This is a genomic window from Polaribacter aestuariivivens, from assembly GCF_005885675.1.
GTDB lineage: Bacteria > Bacteroidota > Bacteroidia > Flavobacteriales > Flavobacteriaceae > Polaribacter > Polaribacter aestuariivivens.
Genome location: NZ_VANR01000004.1, coordinates 209,090 through 226,899, shown reverse-complemented (window position 1 = coordinate 226,899; position 17,810 = coordinate 209,090). Strand labels below are relative to the sequence as shown.

The 17,810-nt window shown below is 30.9% G+C and carries 12 protein-coding genes and 1 tRNA gene; 5 read left to right on the top strand and 8 right to left on the bottom strand.

Annotated elements, in window-relative coordinates; all coding sequences use genetic code 11:
* The first annotated feature begins 127 nt into the window (after window positions 1-127).
* From thrA to thrC, 3 genes are all read left to right on the top strand, one after another.
* Window positions 128-2,566: a bifunctional aspartate kinase/homoserine dehydrogenase I gene (gene thrA, locus FDT66_RS08980; protein ID WP_138535838.1), complete on the top strand. Its 2,439-nt coding sequence runs from the start codon at window positions 128-130 to the stop codon at window positions 2,564-2,566.
* Between the two features lie 77 nt (window positions 2,567-2,643).
* Window positions 2,644-3,567, top strand: coding sequence for a homoserine kinase (locus FDT66_RS08975; protein ID WP_138535837.1), 924 nt, complete (start codon window positions 2,644-2,646; stop codon window positions 3,565-3,567).
* Window positions 3,568-3,635: 68 nt separating this feature from the next.
* Window positions 3,636-4,919 (top strand): threonine synthase, encoded by a 1,284-nt coding sequence (gene thrC / locus FDT66_RS08970; RefSeq protein ID WP_138535836.1) that lies wholly within the window; start codon window positions 3,636-3,638, stop codon window positions 4,917-4,919.
* Between the two features lie 2 nt (window positions 4,920-4,921).
* Here thrC and pdeM read toward each other — a convergent pair whose 3' ends face one another.
* The 6 genes from pdeM to FDT66_RS08940 form a co-directional block, all read right to left on the bottom strand.
* A complete protein-coding gene (gene pdeM / locus FDT66_RS08965; RefSeq protein WP_138535835.1) occupies window positions 4,922-5,584 on the bottom strand; it encodes a ligase-associated DNA damage response endonuclease PdeM in 663 nt (220 codons plus the stop codon).
* A gap of 2 nt (window positions 5,585-5,586) precedes the next feature.
* A complete protein-coding gene (locus FDT66_RS08960) occupies window positions 5,587-8,034 on the bottom strand; it encodes a ligase-associated DNA damage response DEXH box helicase (protein WP_222927916.1) in 2,448 nt (815 codons plus the stop codon).
* Window positions 8,035-8,239: 205 nt separating this feature from the next.
* Entirely contained in the window at window positions 8,240-9,826 is a 1,587-nt protein-coding gene (locus tag FDT66_RS08955; RefSeq protein ID WP_138535834.1) for an ATP-dependent DNA ligase, read from the bottom strand.
* Between the two features lie 2 nt (window positions 9,827-9,828).
* Complete coding sequence (locus tag FDT66_RS08950; RefSeq protein ID WP_138535833.1) at window positions 9,829-10,848, bottom strand: ligase-associated DNA damage response exonuclease; 1,020 nt, start codon at window positions 10,846-10,848, stop codon at window positions 9,829-9,831.
* 94 nt (window positions 10,849-10,942) lie between these two features.
* The gene (locus FDT66_RS08945; RefSeq protein ID WP_138535832.1) at window positions 10,943-11,341 is read right to left on the bottom strand and encodes a VOC family protein; all 399 of its coding nucleotides are present in this window, start codon (window positions 11,339-11,341) and stop codon (window positions 10,943-10,945) included.
* A gap of 544 nt (window positions 11,342-11,885) precedes the next feature.
* Window positions 11,886-11,957 (bottom strand) — tRNA-Gln (locus FDT66_RS08940).
* Between the two features lie 167 nt (window positions 11,958-12,124).
* Between FDT66_RS08940 and FDT66_RS14170 the strand changes: the two genes are divergently transcribed.
* The gene (locus FDT66_RS14170; RefSeq protein WP_246034816.1) at window positions 12,125-15,457 is read left to right on the top strand and encodes a glycosyltransferase family 117 protein; all 3,333 of its coding nucleotides are present in this window, start codon (window positions 12,125-12,127) and stop codon (window positions 15,455-15,457) included.
* A gap of 43 nt (window positions 15,458-15,500) precedes the next feature.
* Window positions 15,501-16,109, top strand: a complete 609-nt coding sequence (locus FDT66_RS08930) for a polysaccharide deacetylase family protein (protein WP_138535831.1) — start codon at window positions 15,501-15,503, stop codon at window positions 16,107-16,109.
* Window positions 16,110-16,119: 10 nt separating this feature from the next.
* Here FDT66_RS08930 and FDT66_RS08925 read toward each other — a convergent pair whose 3' ends face one another.
* Together FDT66_RS08925 and FDT66_RS08920 are read right to left on the bottom strand one after the other, a co-directional pair.
* Window positions 16,120-16,413: a thioredoxin family protein gene (locus tag FDT66_RS08925; RefSeq protein ID WP_138535830.1), complete on the bottom strand. Its 294-nt coding sequence runs from the start codon at window positions 16,411-16,413 to the stop codon at window positions 16,120-16,122.
* An 87-nt stretch (window positions 16,414-16,500) separates the two neighbouring features.
* Window positions 16,501-17,721 (bottom strand): metallophosphoesterase, encoded by a 1,221-nt coding sequence (locus tag FDT66_RS08920; protein ID WP_138535829.1) that lies wholly within the window; start codon window positions 17,719-17,721, stop codon window positions 16,501-16,503.
* Between the last annotated feature and the right edge of the window lie 89 nt (window positions 17,722-17,810).

Below are 17,810 nucleotides of genomic sequence, written 5' to 3'. Positions count from 1 at the left end.
CTACAACAATTACCCTTTAGGGGTTTATTATATTTCATATCAGCATAGGTCATTTAAATTGTTTCGAATAATTTTGAAACAACTCTCAATAAAAAATTAATTTCACAGAATATTTATTCTTAAAAAGATGAAAGTATTAAAATTCGGCGGTTCGTCTGTCGCAAATTCAGAAAACATAAAAAAAGTTTTATCAATTGTTGAAAAAGCTTCAAAATCCACAAAAATTGCAGTTGTAGTTTCTGCTTTTGGAAAAACAACCAATGCTTTAATTGAAGGCGCAAATTTAGCAGCTTCAAAAAACGAGGACTATAAAACCGTTTTTAAAAAAATAGAGAATCTACATTTTGATATACTTAGAGAATTGGTTCTAGAAGAAAATATTTCTGAGATCAAGAATTATGTTCAAGAACTTTTAGACCATTTAGAAACTATTTACGAAGGTTGTTACTTATTGCAAGAGTTAACACCTAAAACTTTGGCAACTATTTCTAGTTTTGGAGAACTATTATCTTCTTCTATTATTGCTAAAGCTGCAAGCCTTTCTTTTGAAACTGAATATAAAGATAGTAGAGAATTAATTATTGCTTCTGATAATTATTTAAATGCAACCGTTAATTTTGCAGAAACCAATAAAAATATTGCAACTTATTTCGATGGAAACCAAAAACAAGTGACTCTTTTACCGGGTTTTGTTGCAAATACTTTTGAAGGAAAAACCACCACTTTAGGAAGAGGAGGCTCTGATTATACTGCTGCAATTATTGCTGCTGCTGTAAATGCGGAAGAATTACAAATCTGGACAGACGTTTCTGGAATGTTTACTGCCAACCCAAGTGTGGTAAAACAAGCATTTCCTATTCCACATATTTCGTATCACGAAGCCATGGAATTGTCTCATTTTGGCGCGAAAGTTATTTATCCGCCAACGATTCAGCCAGTATTGAAAAAAGAAATTCCTATTTGGATTAAAAACACATTTAAGCCAGAGGAAGAAGGAACTTTAATTGCCAAAGAAACGAGTAATAAAAAGCCTGTAAAAGGAATTAGCCATATAGAAAACATAACGTTAATTACCTTGGAAGGAAGTGGAATGGTTGGAATTCCTGGTTTTTCGAAACGTTTATTTGAAGCCATTTCTTTTCATAACATCAATATTATTTTAATTACGCAGGCTTCGTCGGAATTATCTATTTGTATTGGTATTGCAGATGAAGATGCCCAAAAAGCAAAAGCCGTAATTGATGAAACTTTCGAGTTTGAAATTGAAAAACAAAAAGTAAATCCTGTAAAATTAGAACAAGATTTATGCATTATTGCTTTGGTGGGTGATAATATGAAAAATCACCAAGGTTTAAGCGGACAAATGTTTAGCTCTTTGGGGAAAAATAATGTGAATATTAGAGCCATTGCACAAGGTTCTACAGAGAAAAATATTTCTGCAGTAATTAATAAAAGTGATGCGAAAAAAGCTTTAAATACGTTGCATGAACAATTTTTTGAGGAAAAAATTAAACAAATAAATCTTTTTGTAACGGGTGTTGGTAATGTTGGAGAACGATTTTTAGCGCAATTAGAGCAGCAAAAAAAACATTTGAAACAGCATTTAAAACTGAAAATTCGTGTGATTGGTTTATCCAATTCCAGAAAAATGTTTTTTGACGAAAAAGGAATCGATTTAAAAAACTGGAAAGAACTTTTAGAAAACGGAGAACAAACAAGTTTAGAAAAGTTCTTTAACAAAACAAAAGAATGTAATTTGAGAAATAGTGTTTTTGTAGACAATACTGCAAATCAAGCTGTTTCCGAAGTTTACGAGAATTATTTAAGACAAAGTATTGGAGTGGTAACCTGTAATAAAATTGCCTGTGCATCTTTGTTAGACAACTATAAAACGTTGAAAGAAGTTTCAAGAAAATACAATGCACCATTTTTGTTTGAAACAAATGTAGGTGCAGGTTTACCAATTATAGACACATTAAAAAACCTGATTAATTCTGGTGATAGAGTTCATAAAATTCAGGCTGTTTTATCTGGAAGTTTAAACTTTGTGTTTAATAATTTTAGTGAAAATTCAACTTTTCACGATGTTGTTGAGCAAGCACAAAAAGAAGGTTATACAGAACCAGATCCAAAAATTGATTTAAGCGGAGTTGATGTTGCCAGAAAAATTTTAATTCTTGCCAGAGAAAGTGGTTACGATTTAGAATTAAGTGATATTTCTAAAAATGCTTTTCTTCCTGAAGAAAGTTTAAAAACCAAAAATAATGATGATTTCTATGCTTCTTTAACAAAGAACGAAGCACATTTTCAACAAATTTTTAAGGAAGCAAATGACAAAAATTGTCGTTTAAAATATGTTGCAGAATTTGCAGATGGAAAAGCAAATGTTGGCTTGCAGCACATTCCTTCAAACCATCCTTTTTATAATTTAGATGGAAGTGATAATATTGTATTATTTTTTACAGATAGATATCCAGAAAATCCTTTAATTATAAAAGGTGCTGGAGCTGGTGCAGATGTTACTGCTTCTGGTATTTTTGCTGATATTATTAGAACTACTAAATAGTTATTGGTTTTTAGTTGTTGGTTGATGGTTCTCATCTGAACTAAAAACCATCAACCATAAACCACAAACCAAAATAAATGAAAACTTTAAAAATATTTTCTCCTGCAACTGTTGCCAATGTTTCCTGCGGATTCGATTCTATGGGTTTTGCAGTAGATGCCATTGGCGATGAAATGACGTTTACAAAAACAACTGAAAAAGGAGTAAAAATAACCAATATTACTGGCGCAGATTTAACCTATGATGTTGATAAAAACGCAGCAAGTGCTGTGGTTAAAAAAATATTATTAGAAGCCAATGCAAATTTCGGAATTGAACTTACCATCCACAAAGGATTTTCTCCTGGAAGTGGTTTGGGGAGTTCTGCTGCAAGTGCTGCAGGTGCTGCTTTTGGTGTAAATCAGTTTTTAGAAAATAAGTATTCTGAACTAGAACTCACAAAATTTGCGATGTTTGGCGAAGAAGTTGCTTGTGGAACTCCAATTGCCGACAATGTTGCTGCCGCAATTTATGGAGGTTTTGTGCTCGTAAGAAGTTACGAACCTTTGGATATTATAAAACTTCCAGTTCCAGAAAAATTGAGGGTGGTAGCAATTCATCCTCAAATTGAAGTAAAAACAAAAGACGCTAGAGAAGTTTTACCAAAAGAAATTCCATTAAAAAATGCCATTACACAATGGGCAAATGTTGGTGGATTAGTGAGTGGATTATACACCAATAATTACGAATTAATTAGTAATTCTTTGGTAGATTTGGTTGCAGAACCTGCAAGAAAATCTTTAATTCCATTTTTTGATGAAGTAAAAGAAAGTGCTGTAAAAGCTGGAGCTTTAGGTGCAGGAATTTCTGGTTCTGGCCCAACAATTTATGCTTTGTGCGAAGGTGATGAAATTGCAGAAAAAGTACATAATGCAATTAACGAAGCATATAAAAATACTGGAATTGATTTTGAGTTGTTTATCTCAAAAGTGAATCCAGCAGGAATGAAAATCATAAAATAGTTGCTGGTTAATGGTTTTTGGTTGATAGTCTCGCCAGAAACCGTCAACTACAAACCAAAAACCAAAAAATGAACTACTACAGTTTACATAGAAAATCGCCAAAAACAACTTTTAAAAACGCAGTTGTAGAAGGTTTGGCAAAAGACAGAGGAATTTATTTTCCGGAAACAATTACGCCACTTTCAAAAGATTTTATTGAAAATATAGAGAATTATTCCAATCAAGAAATTGCTTTTGAAGTAATTAAACAGTTTGTGGGTGATGAAATTCCGACCGAAAAATTAAAAGAAATTATTGAAGAAACGGTTTCTTTCGATTTTCCTGTGGTAAAAATTACAGATAATATTGCTTCTTTAGAATTGTTTCACGGACCAACAATGGCTTTTAAAGATGTTGGTGCCAAATTTATGGCGAAATGTTTGGAATATTTCAACCAAGGAAATGATAAAGAAGTAACAGTTTTAGTTGCGACTTCTGGAGATACTGGAGGCGCAGTTGCCAATGGATTTTTAGGTGTAAAAGGTGTAAATGTAGTTATTTTATATCCTTCTGGAAAAGTTAGCGATATTCAAGAAAAACAACTAACTACTTTAGGTCAGAATATTACAGCTTTAGAAGTAGATGGTGTTTTTGATGATTGTCAAGAAATGGTAAAAACTGCTTTTTTAGATGAAGAAATTTCTAGAACATTAACCTCTGCAAATTCAATAAATGTTGCACGTTGGTTGCCACAAATGTTCTACTTTTTCTTCACTTATAAAGAATTAAAAAAACTAAATAAAGAATTGGTTTTCTCTGTACCAAGTGGAAATTTTGGCAATATTTGCGCTGGAGTTATGGCGCAAAAACTAGGTTTACCTATCAAACATTTTGTAGCTTCTACGAATGTAAATGATACTGTTCCTAATTATTTAAAAGACGGAAAATATACTCCAAAACCATCTAAAGCAACCATTTCTAATGCAATGGATGTTGGAAACCCAAGTAATTTTATTAGAATTCAGGAATTGTATAACAACGATTTTGAGGCTTTAAAAAAGCATTTTTCTTCTTATAGTTTTTCTGACTATGAAACTCGCGAAAAGATGAAAGCGATTTACAAAGAATCTGGTTATGTTGCAGATCCCCATGGAGCAGTTGGCTATTTAGGATTGGAAAAATATGGTTTAAATGAAAACGAATTTGGGGTGTTTTTAGAAACGGCACATCCTGTAAAGTTTTTAGATGTTGTAGAAGAAACTTTGCCTGTTAAAGTGAAGATTCCAGAACAGATTCAGAAAGTAATCAATAATAAAAAAGTGGCTATTAAAGCTTCTTCTTATGAAGATTTGAAGGCTTTTTTGATGAAGTAAAATTACAACTCAAAAATTCCATCATCTGTAAAACAATAATTTTTACATTTTTTTAAACTTTGTCTTGTGTTTAAGCCAGTAAACAAACTAAATGCAGGTAAAATTAATTGATTTTCGGTTACCTGAAAACAAGGTAGTTTTATGCGTTGTTTTCCTTTTCCTTTGATAAAAACTCCTGGATGAACATGTCCTGAAATAGTGAAATAATCATTTATTTCTTCCTCAGGATCATGCACAAATTTTAACGTATTTATATTTAATTCTGACTTAAAAACCTCAATATTAAATTGCTCGTAAATTTTGTTGCTTAATCTATCATGATTTCCTTTTATCAATTGTAATTGTAAGTTTTCGAATTGCAACAACCATTCTTTGAACTCATCTAAATCAGCATTGTATTCTGCGTGAAATAAATCGCCCACAATAATTAAATTTTCTGCTTTAAAATGAAGAATTAACTGTTTTAGGCGTTCTAAATCTGTTGTTAAAACATCTTTTGGAATGGGAATGCCGCTTTTTTGAAAATGGGCAGATTTGCCAATATGCAAATCACTTAAAATTAAACTTTTTTGAGCTTCCCAATACAAAACTCGTTGATTCGTAACTTCTAAAACCTCATCTTTACAAAGTATTTTTTTAGAAATTATTACCAAAGGTTTACTCATATTTAGGCTTTTAAAGCTTGTTTTTGAATGCGTTCTATTCGTTTATTCAAATCTTCATTACTCATAGTTCCTCGTAAACTATCTACTTTTAACGGAAAACTCAAAGGTGTAAAATTTTGTGCTCTTTTCAAAATGATTTTACTTTCTGAAATTCGTTTAAAAGCACTTTGTAAGCGTACTTTTTCTAATTCATAATCGAAAACTTCGTTATAAGCCTGTTTTAATAATAAATTATTGGGTTCATGGTCGTTTAAAACTCTAAAAATTAATCCTGATGAAGATTGCAAACTCTTATTCGATTTTCGATTTCCTGGTTGTGTTTGAATCACCAAACCAGCAACCACAGCAATATCTCTAAATTTTCGAGAAGCCATTTCACTCGCATTTATACTTGCAGTTACATCCTGAATTAAATTTTCTTTCGAGAATATTTCTGCAATATTTTCTTCATTTAATGGAATTTCTTGGTCGCTTAACAACTCGAAACCATAATCGTTTTGTGCAATTGTAAACGTTCTTTTTACAATTTTACTAATTCTGTACGCAATTAAAGACGCCATAATTTCGTGCACCAATCTGCCTTCAAAAGGATAGGCAAACAAATGAAAACCTTCTTTGGTTTCTATGAGTTCTACTAAAAATTCGTCGTGTTTTGGAATGTGAGAATTGGCTTCTTGTCTTTTTAATAATGGATGCAAAAATTTGAGTTCTTTTTCTCTATTATTTGGTGTTAATGCGTCACTTAATTTCAATCTTAAAAAATGGGTTAAATAAGAAGTCAAAGGCAAACTGCCACCCATCCAACTTGGTGTAATCGCTTTTTTCTTTTGGCTTCTTTTTACCAAAACAATCATGTCTTTTATTTGTTTCATCTCTAAAACCCTTCCTCCTAAAATAAAAGCATCACCTTTTTTTAATTTTGAGATAAAATACTCTTCCACCATTCCAATATATCCACCAGAAAAAAACTTTACAAATAGCATTACTTCACTTACAATTACACCAATATTCATTCTGTGCATCATGGCTATTCTTCTACTTTTTACTCGGTAAAATCCATCTTCGTCTAACACCACTTTATGAAATTCTTCATAAGCTTTTAACGTATTTCCACCTTGTGTAATAAAATGGATACACCAATCGAATTCTTCTTTGGTTAAATAATGAAATGCGTGAATTTCCTTCACCAATTCAAAAGTTTCATCTGCTTTAAAACCTTCGCCAACTGCCAACGTCACTAAAAACTGAACCAAAACATCATAGGTTAAAACATACGGAATTCTCGACTCGATTTCATTCTGTTTTACGGCTTCTTTTACTGCAGCAACTTCTATCAATTGCAAAGAATGTGTGGGAACAGCGTAGATTTTAGAGCGCTCAAAAGGTGAATGCCCACTTCTTCCTGCTCGTTGCATAAAACGCGCAATTCCTTTGGCAGAACCAATTTGAATGACACAATCTACAGGTTTAAAATCGACTCCTAAATCTAAGGAAGATGTACAAACAACCGCTTTTAACAATCCGTTTGAAATGGCTTCTTCAATAAAATTACGTTGCACTTTATCAATAGAACCATGATGGATGGCAATTTGACCAATTAAATCGGGTTCTTCTTCAATTAAAATTTGATACCATAATTCACTCTGATTTCTCGTATTTGTAAAAATTAAAGTCGTTGTATTTTCATAAATAATCGGAATTATTTTAGAACTCATCGTTTTTCCTAAATGACCTGCCCAAGACAATTCCTCAACCTCATCTGGCAACAAAGAAATAATATCGATTTTCTTCTTTTCTTTTGCACGAATCATTGTGGTTTTTACGTCATAAGGAATTAACACATTTTTGGCTTCTTCTAAATTTCCAATGGTTGCAGAAATTCCCCAAATACGTGTTTTTGGTGATAAATTCCTGATTCTCGCAATCGCAATTTCTGTAATTACACCACGTTTTGAGCCTAATAATTCGTGCCACTCATCAACAGCAATACAGTTTACATTTTTAAACCAACGCGAGTTTTTCTTTTGAGAAAATAATAAATGAAGCGTTTCTGGAGTCGTTAAAATAACGTCTGGCATTGCACGTTCTTGACGCCTTCTATCTTTGGTGGGCGTGTCTCCATTTCGAACCTCCACTGTCCAATCTAAACCAATTTCATCTACAGCAGTGTTCATGGCTTTTGCCAAATCTTTTGCCAACGAGCGCAAAGGACTTACCCAAATTAATTTTAACCCTTTTTTATAGCTATTTTGATTGTTGAAATAATCAATTACAACCGCTAAAAAAACAGAAAACGTTTTCCCAAAACCTGTTGGAGCAACTACCATTCCACTGAAATTGTTATGATAGCGTTCCCAAGTTTGGATTTGAAAACTAAATGGCGTTTGGTTTTTTTCTGCCATCCAGTTTTCTATGATTTTGTAGCCTTGTGTTTGTTTGAAGTTGCTCAAATTAGTTGTTAGTTATTGGTTGTTGGTTTTTGGTTTTTGGTTTTTGGTTTTTGGTTTTTGGTTGTTGGTTGTTGGTTTCTATATCATTTCGACTTTATGGAGAAATATCATATAAAATAGCTTTATAAATAAAGTTTCTAATCCTCGTAATAAGATTTCTCAATTCCACTATGTTTCGCTCGAAATGACAATCGTCTTTTTAATTTTAATTGGCATCAATTAGGGCTTTAACACTTTCAATCGTATCAATATCTTTTACAGTTTTGTCTTTTCGCCAACGTTTCATTCTTGGAAAACGCAAAGCGACTCCGCTTTTGTGTCTTTTGCTATATGCTATTCCTTCAAAAGCAATTTCGAAAACCAATTCTGGTTTTACAGTTCTTACGGGTCCAAATTTTTCAATGGCGTTTTTATTTACCCAACGTGAAATTTCTGTAATTTCTACATCTGTTAATCCTAAATACGCTTTTGCAACCGTTACTAATTTGTCTTCATTTTTTACTGCAAATGTATAATCTGTGTATTTAGAACTTCTTCTTCCACTTCCTTTTTGGGCGTAAATCATTACTGCATCAATCGTTAAGGGATCTACTTTCCATTTCCACCAATCGCCTTTTTTTCTTCCAACGTGATATATAGAATCTTTTTTCTTCAGCATTAAACCTTCAGAATTAAAACTTCTTGCAATATTTCTTAAGGCATCTAATTCATCCCAATTTTTAAAATTAATGACTTCTGATAATTTTAAAATATCACTCGTATTTTGTTTGAATAATTCTTCTAATTTAACGCGCCTTTCTTCCATTGAAAACGTACGTAAATCGACTTCATTCCATTCTAAAATATCATAAATATACAAACCAACAGGCACCTCTTCCATCAATTTTTTAGTTACATTTTTACGATTCAGTCTTTTTTGTAAATCGTTAAAAAGCAACACAGCACTATCTTTTATTGCCAGAATTTCTCCATCAATAACAAAATTACCTTCTAATTGCCCAACTGCTTCTACCAATTCTGGAAATTGTTCAGTTACTAATTCCTCTCCTCTACTCCAAATAAAAACCTCTTCTTTTCTTTTTATGATTTGTCCGCGAATTCCATCCCATTTGTATTCTACTTGCCATTCGTTCGTTTTGCCTAAATCTTCCAAATCTTTCTCTAAAGAATATGCCAAACAAAACGGATAAGGTTTAGAATTATCGTAATTGATGTGTTCGCCATTCAATAAATCATCAAAGGAAATAGAATTTGGTGTCCAATTTCCGATAATACTGTGCATTAATTGGTTTGCATCAATGCCAGATAATTTTGCCAATGAATTTACCAATGTTTTTTTAGATACTCCAATTCTGAAACTTCCGCCAATTAATTTATTGAAAATTAATCGTTCTTGTGCTTCTAATCCGTTCCAAGCTTCTAAAACATATATTTTTTTTTCTTCGTCTGTTTTTTGTTTTAGGTTGATAAGTTCATCAATCCAAATATGTAAAGGTTTTTCTATTTTATATTCTGGATTTGGTAATAAAAGTGCAATGGTTTCTCCTAAATCTCCAACAGATGCATAACTTTCTAAAAAAAGCCATTCAGGAAGTTGTGTAATTTCCATCACCCAAGTTTTCATTAAGTTCGATTTTACAGGTCTTGAAGGTCTTTTTCCTGTAAATAAAGCGATTAGCCACAGTTTGTCTTTGTCTGGAGCAGTTCTAAAATAATTGACCAAAGCATCAATTTTTGCATTGGTTTTATTGGTGATTTCAATCGCGCTAATTAAGTTGGAAAAGTCTTTCATAATTACGCTTTTTCAGTTTTAATTTCTACTTCACTTGCTAATTCATCATCACCAAACTCGGTTTTTAATTCGTGCGCTTCAATGCCAATTTCATTCAAATATTTAGAAAAAACAGCTTGTGAACCATGAGTTACATACACTTTTTCTGCTTCAGTGGCTTTTACAGCTTCCAATAAACCATCCCAATCTGCGTGATCGCTCACAGCAAAACCTGCATCTACTCCTTTCCATCTTCGGTTTCCACGAATGTGCATCCAACCAGAACAAATTGCAGTTGATGCGTTCGGTATTTTCTTCAACAATCGAGAACCCAACAAACCTGGAGGCATGATTACTATTTTATTTTGAAGGTCTGCTTTTTTAAAATCGTAATTCAGTAAAGTGGTTTCTGGTAGCTCAATTCCTGAACCTGAAATAGCATAGTTTAAGTTGTGGATTGCTGTGTGTACGAAAATATCATCTACACCTTCAATCAACTTCATAATTCTTTGAGCTTTTCCTAAACTGTATCCTAAAAAAACACTTGTTCTGTTATTTTGTTGATTTTGTAACACCCAATTCTGTAATTGAGTTTGCAACGCTGCTTCTTCTTTCCACTTATAAATTGGCAAACCAAAGGTACTTTCTGTAATAAATTCGTGACATTTTACGGGTTCAAAAGGAGTGGAAATAAAATCGGGTTGTGTTTTATAATCCCCAGAAAAAACAACTACAAAACCTTTGTATTCTAACCGAATTTGAGCAGAACCAATGACATGACCCGCTGGAAAAAAACTGACTTGCACTCCATTTATATTTCTAGGTTCATTATACCTCAAACTTTCAATAAAAATATCTTGTCCTAACCTATGTTTTATAATTGCTTTGGAATCATTATGACATAAATAATGCTTATTTCCAGCTCTTGAGTGATCTGCATGACCATGAGAAATAATCGCATAATCTACAGGATACCAAGGATCTAAATAAAACTTTCCTGGAATACAATAAATACCTTTTTTTGTGAATTTTATGAGTTTCAATATAACTTCAATTATTTAAAAAAATCTTTCTATAAAAATAATGGATTACAAACAAATGCAATCCATTATGATATTCTTATTTAGAAATTTAAGATTATTTTTTGGCATTTACCATCCAATTAATTCCATATTTGTCTGTACATCTTCCAAAGAAGCCCCATTCTCTTTCTCTAAAATTATGGTGTTTAATTCCGCTTTCGGCTAGATTATTAAAAACGTCTTCTGCTTCTTCTTTATCATTAAAATCTACACTCATGTGAATTTGATTTCCACTATTTATTGGTGTATCTGGTGCAGCATCATATGCCATTAAATGAATTCCTTTTCCGATTAATTCTGCGTGTTGCAGTTTGTTTCTGAAAGAAGAAGGAACATCCATTTTTTTATCTTCGTAAGTTTCTCTATTTTCTACATTCGCATTAAATAATTCTCCATAAAAATTTAATGCTTCTTGACAGTTTCCATTAAATGCTAAATATGCTTGTACTTTCATTTCTTTAAAAAATTTAAATTAATAATCGTTTAGCAACAAAGTTAGCAGTTAAAAGAGATTTTCTTTTGCTTATTTGATGCATATGGTAACTGTATCCGTATATCAAAAAAATTTTTATAATTGAATTTAAATTATTTAATAAATCTTAAAAAAGACTTACGTTCAATCAAATTTGTTTTACTATTATGATTTCATGCTTTTTTTTGATTTCTGAAGAACTTCTATTTCAGTTGGTTTAACTTTGCACGAAAAATATGATATTGAAACCAAAGATTTAAGCAACACTTATGTACATTTAAACGTAAGTAACAATAAAGTGGTTTATTAAACGCAGGTTTCAGATCGAAAAAAAGCAAACAATTCAACTCAAAACAAAGTTCTAGAGATTTTTATAGAGTAACTATTCGATTCTAAAAAGAATCTTTAAAAAGTATTTCCTAAAAAAACAAAGAATAAACTTTAAAAATACCGATACTAATACCGACACAAAAGTCCTTAAAAAAAGAAAAGCAACTAATAATCAATAGATTAAAAGTTGCTTTTGTTGGCCTACAAGGACTCGAACCTTGAATGACGGTACCAAAAACCGGAGTGTTGCCAATTACACCATAGGCCAATGCTTAATTGCGGGTGCAAATTTAAGGTATTCTTTTAATTTTACAAACATTTTTTTATAAATTTTGACTTTAACAAAGTTTTATGAGCATTTAACTTCGCAATAAAGCTCTCAAAACACTATTTATTCATAATTATTATTAAATTCGCACACATTATTTGTTCATTATGACACCAGAAAATTTTAAAAAGTGGAACATCATTTTAGGATGGGTTACATTTGTTATTGCCTTAATAACCTATACTTTAACTATAGAGCCAACTGTTAGTGCTTGGGATGTTGGAGAATATATTGCTACTTCAGTAAAATTAGAAGTTGGGCATCCTCCAGGTGCACCTCTTTTTCAAATGTTAGGTGCATTTTTTGCAATGTTTACTTCAGATGTTTCTGAAATTGCAAAAATGGTAAATTTCATGTCTGCTCTAGTAAGTGCATTCACCATTTTATTTATGTTTTGGACCATAACCAACTTAGCCAAAAAACTTGCTATAAAAGCTGGTAAAATTACTGAGGGCAGTTATATTGCTATTTTAGGAAGTAGTATTGTTGGTTCTTTAGCTTACACGTTTTCAGATAGTTTTTGGTTTAGTGCAGTAGAAGGTGAAGTATATGCAATGTCATCATTTTTAATGGCTATTTTATTTTGGTTAGGTTTAAAATGGGAAAGTGAAATTACAACACCAAGAGGAAATAAGTGGCTAATATTAATCAGTTTTGTAGTTGGTTTATCATTTGGAGTACACATATTATCTTTACTAGTAATTCCAGCAATTGTAATGCTATATTTTTTCAAAACTTATAAAAACATTACAATAAAAACTACAGCAATTGCAACAATACTATCAGTTTTAGTATTGGCTTTTGTTTTTAAATTTTTATTTCCATTTACATTAAAATTCTTTAGTGCATCTGAGTTGTTTTTTATAAACACAGTTGGGTTGCCATATAATTCTGGATCCATAATAGCAGGTATCATTTTAATTGCACTTTTTTACTTCGGTTTAAAACAAACTCGCAAAAAAAATAAAGTACACACAAATACACTTATTTTATCGGTATTATTTATTATGATTGGTTTTTCTTCTTGGATGATGTTACCAATTAGAGCAAATGCAAATACCACTATTAACGAAAACAACCCTTCTAGTGCTCGTGAATTATTAGCTTATTACGAACGTGAACAATATGGTGATGCTAATGTGTTTTACGACACTTATTATTCAAATTCATTTCAAAGAGAGCAAGACGCAAGTAATCCCTTTAGAGATGACAAGCCAAAGTACGAAAAGAAAAATGGCAAATACGTTATTGTAAATAAATACAAAAACGTCATGCCAAATTGGTCTGATAAACACAAAGGATTTATACCTAGAATGGTAGATCCTTCTACTACTAGTGTTGAAATGTACAAAAAAATTGCAGGCATCCCAGAAAATAGTAAACGTAGACCTACTTTTGGAGAAAACTTAAAATTCATGTTTAGCTATCAATTTGGATACATGTATGGTCGTTATTTTATGTGGAATTTTGCAGGGCGTCAAAATGATATTCAAGGACGATTAGATATTTTAAACGGAAATTGGATTTCTGGAATCGATTTTATTGATGAAATGAGATTAGGCTCTCAAAAACAATTACCATCACAAGTTTTAGAAAATAAAGGGCGAAATAAATATTATTTTTTACCTTTAATATTAGGGCTTATTGGTTTGTTTTTTCAAGTAAAATGGGATAAGCAAAACTTTTTTACACTTTTCTTATTTTTTGCTTTCACAGGTTTTGCCATTATTTTTTATACAAATCCAAAACCTTTTGAACCAAGAGAACGTGATTATGCAGTGGTAGGTAGTTTTTACATTTTTGCTATTTGGATTGGTTTTGGGGTGCTAGGATTATTTCAAAGATTAAAAGATAATATTAAAAATAACTTTAAATATTTAGGTTTTGAAGTAATTTCATTAGGAATATTAATTATACTTTATTTCGCTACTAGATATTTATATACATTAAATTTAAATGATAGTTTGCTCAGTTTAATTCATAACGTAAATCTAGTTTTAATCTTCTTATGTATAATTAATCTTATAATTATACTTATTGACGTATTTACATTCATAATAAATATAATTTTTAAAAAAGACATAAGAATTGCTTATGCGTTTTCAATATTTTCACTTTTAGCAGTTCCAACCTTAATGGCTTCTGAAAATTGGGATGATCATGATCGTTCAAACAGATATACAACTCGTTTAAATGCACAAGCTTATTTAGAAAGTTGTGATCCAAATGCCATTATGTTTACAATTGGTGATAACGATACTTTCCCACTTTGGTACATGCAAGAAGTAGAAGGTATTAGAACTGATATAAAACTGGTAAACACCAGTTTATTTGCCACAGATTGGTATATAGATCAAATGAAACGCGCCACTTATGATGCTCCTCCAATACCATCACAATTAACACACGACCAATATAAATATGGTAGTTTAGACGTTGCATATCATATAGAGCACCCAAGATTTAAAGACTCTGTTATAGCCATAAAAGATTTTATGCGTTGGATTTCTTCAGATAATGATGCAACCTATTATATTGATGAAGAAAATGATGTAAAAGAAAAATTTTATCCAACAAACAGAATTAGAATTCCTGTTAACAAAGAAAATGTTTTAAAAAACGGTATTGTTGCTCAAAAAGATGCTGACAAAATTGTACCTTATATTGATATTGAAATTGATGAAAGAGGTATTACAAAAAACAGGATTTTAATGCTAGATATTTTAGCAAATAACGACTGGAAACGACCTATTTATTTTACAGGTGGTGCAAATGCCGATGAAGAATATATTTGGCTAAAAGATTATTTACAGTTAGATGGTTTGGCATTTAAATTAGTACCTATTAAAACACCAGCAAAATATATAGACCAAAATGGTAAAAAACGTGAAATAAGTTTATTTGATATTGGTAGAATAGATGCTGAAAAAATGTATGAAAACATTCAAAAATTAGAATGGAAAAACATCAATAGTGGTAAAATTTACTTAGATGAACAAACCAAAAGAAATGCAATTTCTTTAAGAAATAGTTTAATGCGTTTATCTGACGCCTTTGCAGAAGAAGGAGATACCATTAAAGCTATAGAAGTATTAGATCTTTCTTTAGATAAACTACCAATCGAAAAATTTGACCATTACAGCCTTTCTATAGGATATCCAGAAATGTATTATGAATTAGGAGAACAAGAAAAAGGAAACAAAGTTTCTGAAACTTTAGTTCGTCTAATCACAGAAAAATTAGTTTGGTTAAGTACTTTCGATAAAGAAGATTCTAATATTATTTTTGATGAAATTGACACCTCTTTATACATGTTTAAAAATTTAATTGAACAAATAGATAGTGGTAGTAATGACAAAGAGTATGTTGCAAAAGTAAAAGCCGATTTTATGAGTACCATAAAACGTTTTGAATATCTTGTACCTGATGAAGAAGAGTAAGAACTAAATGAAAACATATTTCCCCAGAACGCCAAATATTATAATGAGATTTTTCTCAGAATATATTTGGCGTTTTTCTTTAAAAAAGAAAGAAATATATCTCACTTTTGATGATGGTCCAACTCCAGAAATTACCGAATTTGTATTAAGTGAATTACAAAAACACAATGCAAAAGCTACTTTTTTCTGTATCGGAAAAAACATTGAAAACCATCCCGCAATTTTTAAAAAAATTATTGATGGAGAACATTCCATTGGAAATCACACCCAAAATCATTTAAATGGCTGGAAAAGTAACAAAACTGTATATATTAATGATTTTTTAGAGTGTAAGAATGTTATTTCTAGTAAAGTTGAGAAACCTCATAACTCAAAACTTTTTCGTCCTCCTTACGGAAAAATAAAGAAAAATCAAGCGAAACAAATTTTAAAAAAAGGCTATAAAATTATTATGTGGTCTGTTTTATCCGCAGATTTTGACGCTACTATTTCTAAAGAAAAATGCTTGCAAAACGTTTTAAAAAACACAAAAAACGGAAGCATTATTGTTTTTCACGATAGTATTAAAGCTGCTGAAAAAATACGTTTTGTTTTACCAAAAGTTTTGGAAACATTTTCTAAAAAAGGTTTCAAATTTAAAGCAATAGATTAAATATCAAAATTTACAAATACTCTTTTACCAAATCAATTAAAGTTTTTGCATCTTGAAAACCTGTTTGGCGCCATTTCATTTCGCCATTTTTATAAAGCATAAATGTAGGATTTCCTTTTACACGCAAAGCATCTGCTAAATTTTCGTTTTTTGTGACATCTATTTTTATAACTTTAGCTTTGTCGCCCAAAGCAGCAGCAACGTTTCTTAAAGTTTCTACAGTGTTTTCTGCATCTTCCCAGTCTGAATAAAAGTCTATCAGAACAGGTTTTTCAACACTAATTAATTCTCCAAATTTTGTCATGACATAAAATTTTAAGGGGGGAAAAACAAATATTTTTAGTATCGTACATAAACAAAGATAAATAAAAGTATTTAAATTATCTGATTATCAGGCTCTTTTCAATTTTATAACAGTTACTTCTGGCCAAATACCAACTCGCCCTGGAAAAGCGTGATAACCAAAACCACGATTTACATTTATATATTTTCCAGCTTCTTCATACAAACCTGCCCATTGTTTGTAAACGTATTTTGAAGGGCTCCATTTGATCCAACCAGGAATTTCAATACCCATTTGCAAACCATGTGTATGACCACTTAAAGTTAAATGATAATTAAATGCATCGTTTTTTACTTTATATTCCCAATGACTTGGATCGTGTGTCATTAAAATTTTAAAATCTTCTTGTTTTACATTTGCAGATGCTTTTTTTAAATCACCAGCTTGATTAAATCCTTTTCCCCAATTTTCTACTCCTAAAAGTGCAATTTTCTGTCCGTTTTTTTCTAAATAACGATGTTCGTCCAACAATAAATCAAAGCCTATTTTTTTATGAATATCTTTTACTTTCTGAAAATTATCAATTTTGTCTTGCGGATTTTCCCAATCCATATAATCACCATAATCATGGTTTCCTAAAATAGAATATTTACCTTCTTTAGCTTCTAATTTATCAAAAACGTCTATCCAATTATCCATTTCATCAGCCTTATTGTTTACAATGTCTCCTGTAAATAACATAATATCTGACTTTTGTTGGTTAATTAAGTCAACTCCGTATTGTATTTTTTCTTTATTTGTAAAACTCCCTGAATGAATATCTGAAATTTGTGTGATGGTAAAACCATCAAAAGCTTCTGGCAAATCTTTAAATGTTAGCTGATATTTTAAAACTTTATAGTTGTATTTTCCTTGAATTATTCCGTAAATAAAGGAAGCAAAAGGTATGGCTGCCAAACCTAAAGCAATTTGCGAAATAAATTTTCTTCTTCCTGCTAGAGGTTTTGTTTCTCCAGATGAAATTGCAGAAATTAGTTTTAAAAACCATCTGTAAACATCTTCACCAAACATAAAAATTAATACTACCAGTTTAGGTATTAAAACGGTTAGTAACAAACCCATTGCCATTTGAAATTGTGGTGTTTGTCCTTGACCTCTATCATAGGTTAAAGAAACATATAAAAAATTCGCATACACAGCAACGCTTATCAACAACCAAAAATAGCGGATAAATTTATTTTTTGTGATGGTTTTTATTGCCTGAAAAGCATAAACTTCTAATAAAACAATAATAATAAATAAGATAATTAGCCTAATTGCTATTTTCATGAAGCATTTTTTATTGAAAAAATTTTAACAAAGATAGTTGTTATAATTTCGATTGAATTTTAATAGGATGTTAAAGTTTTGTAGCTTTA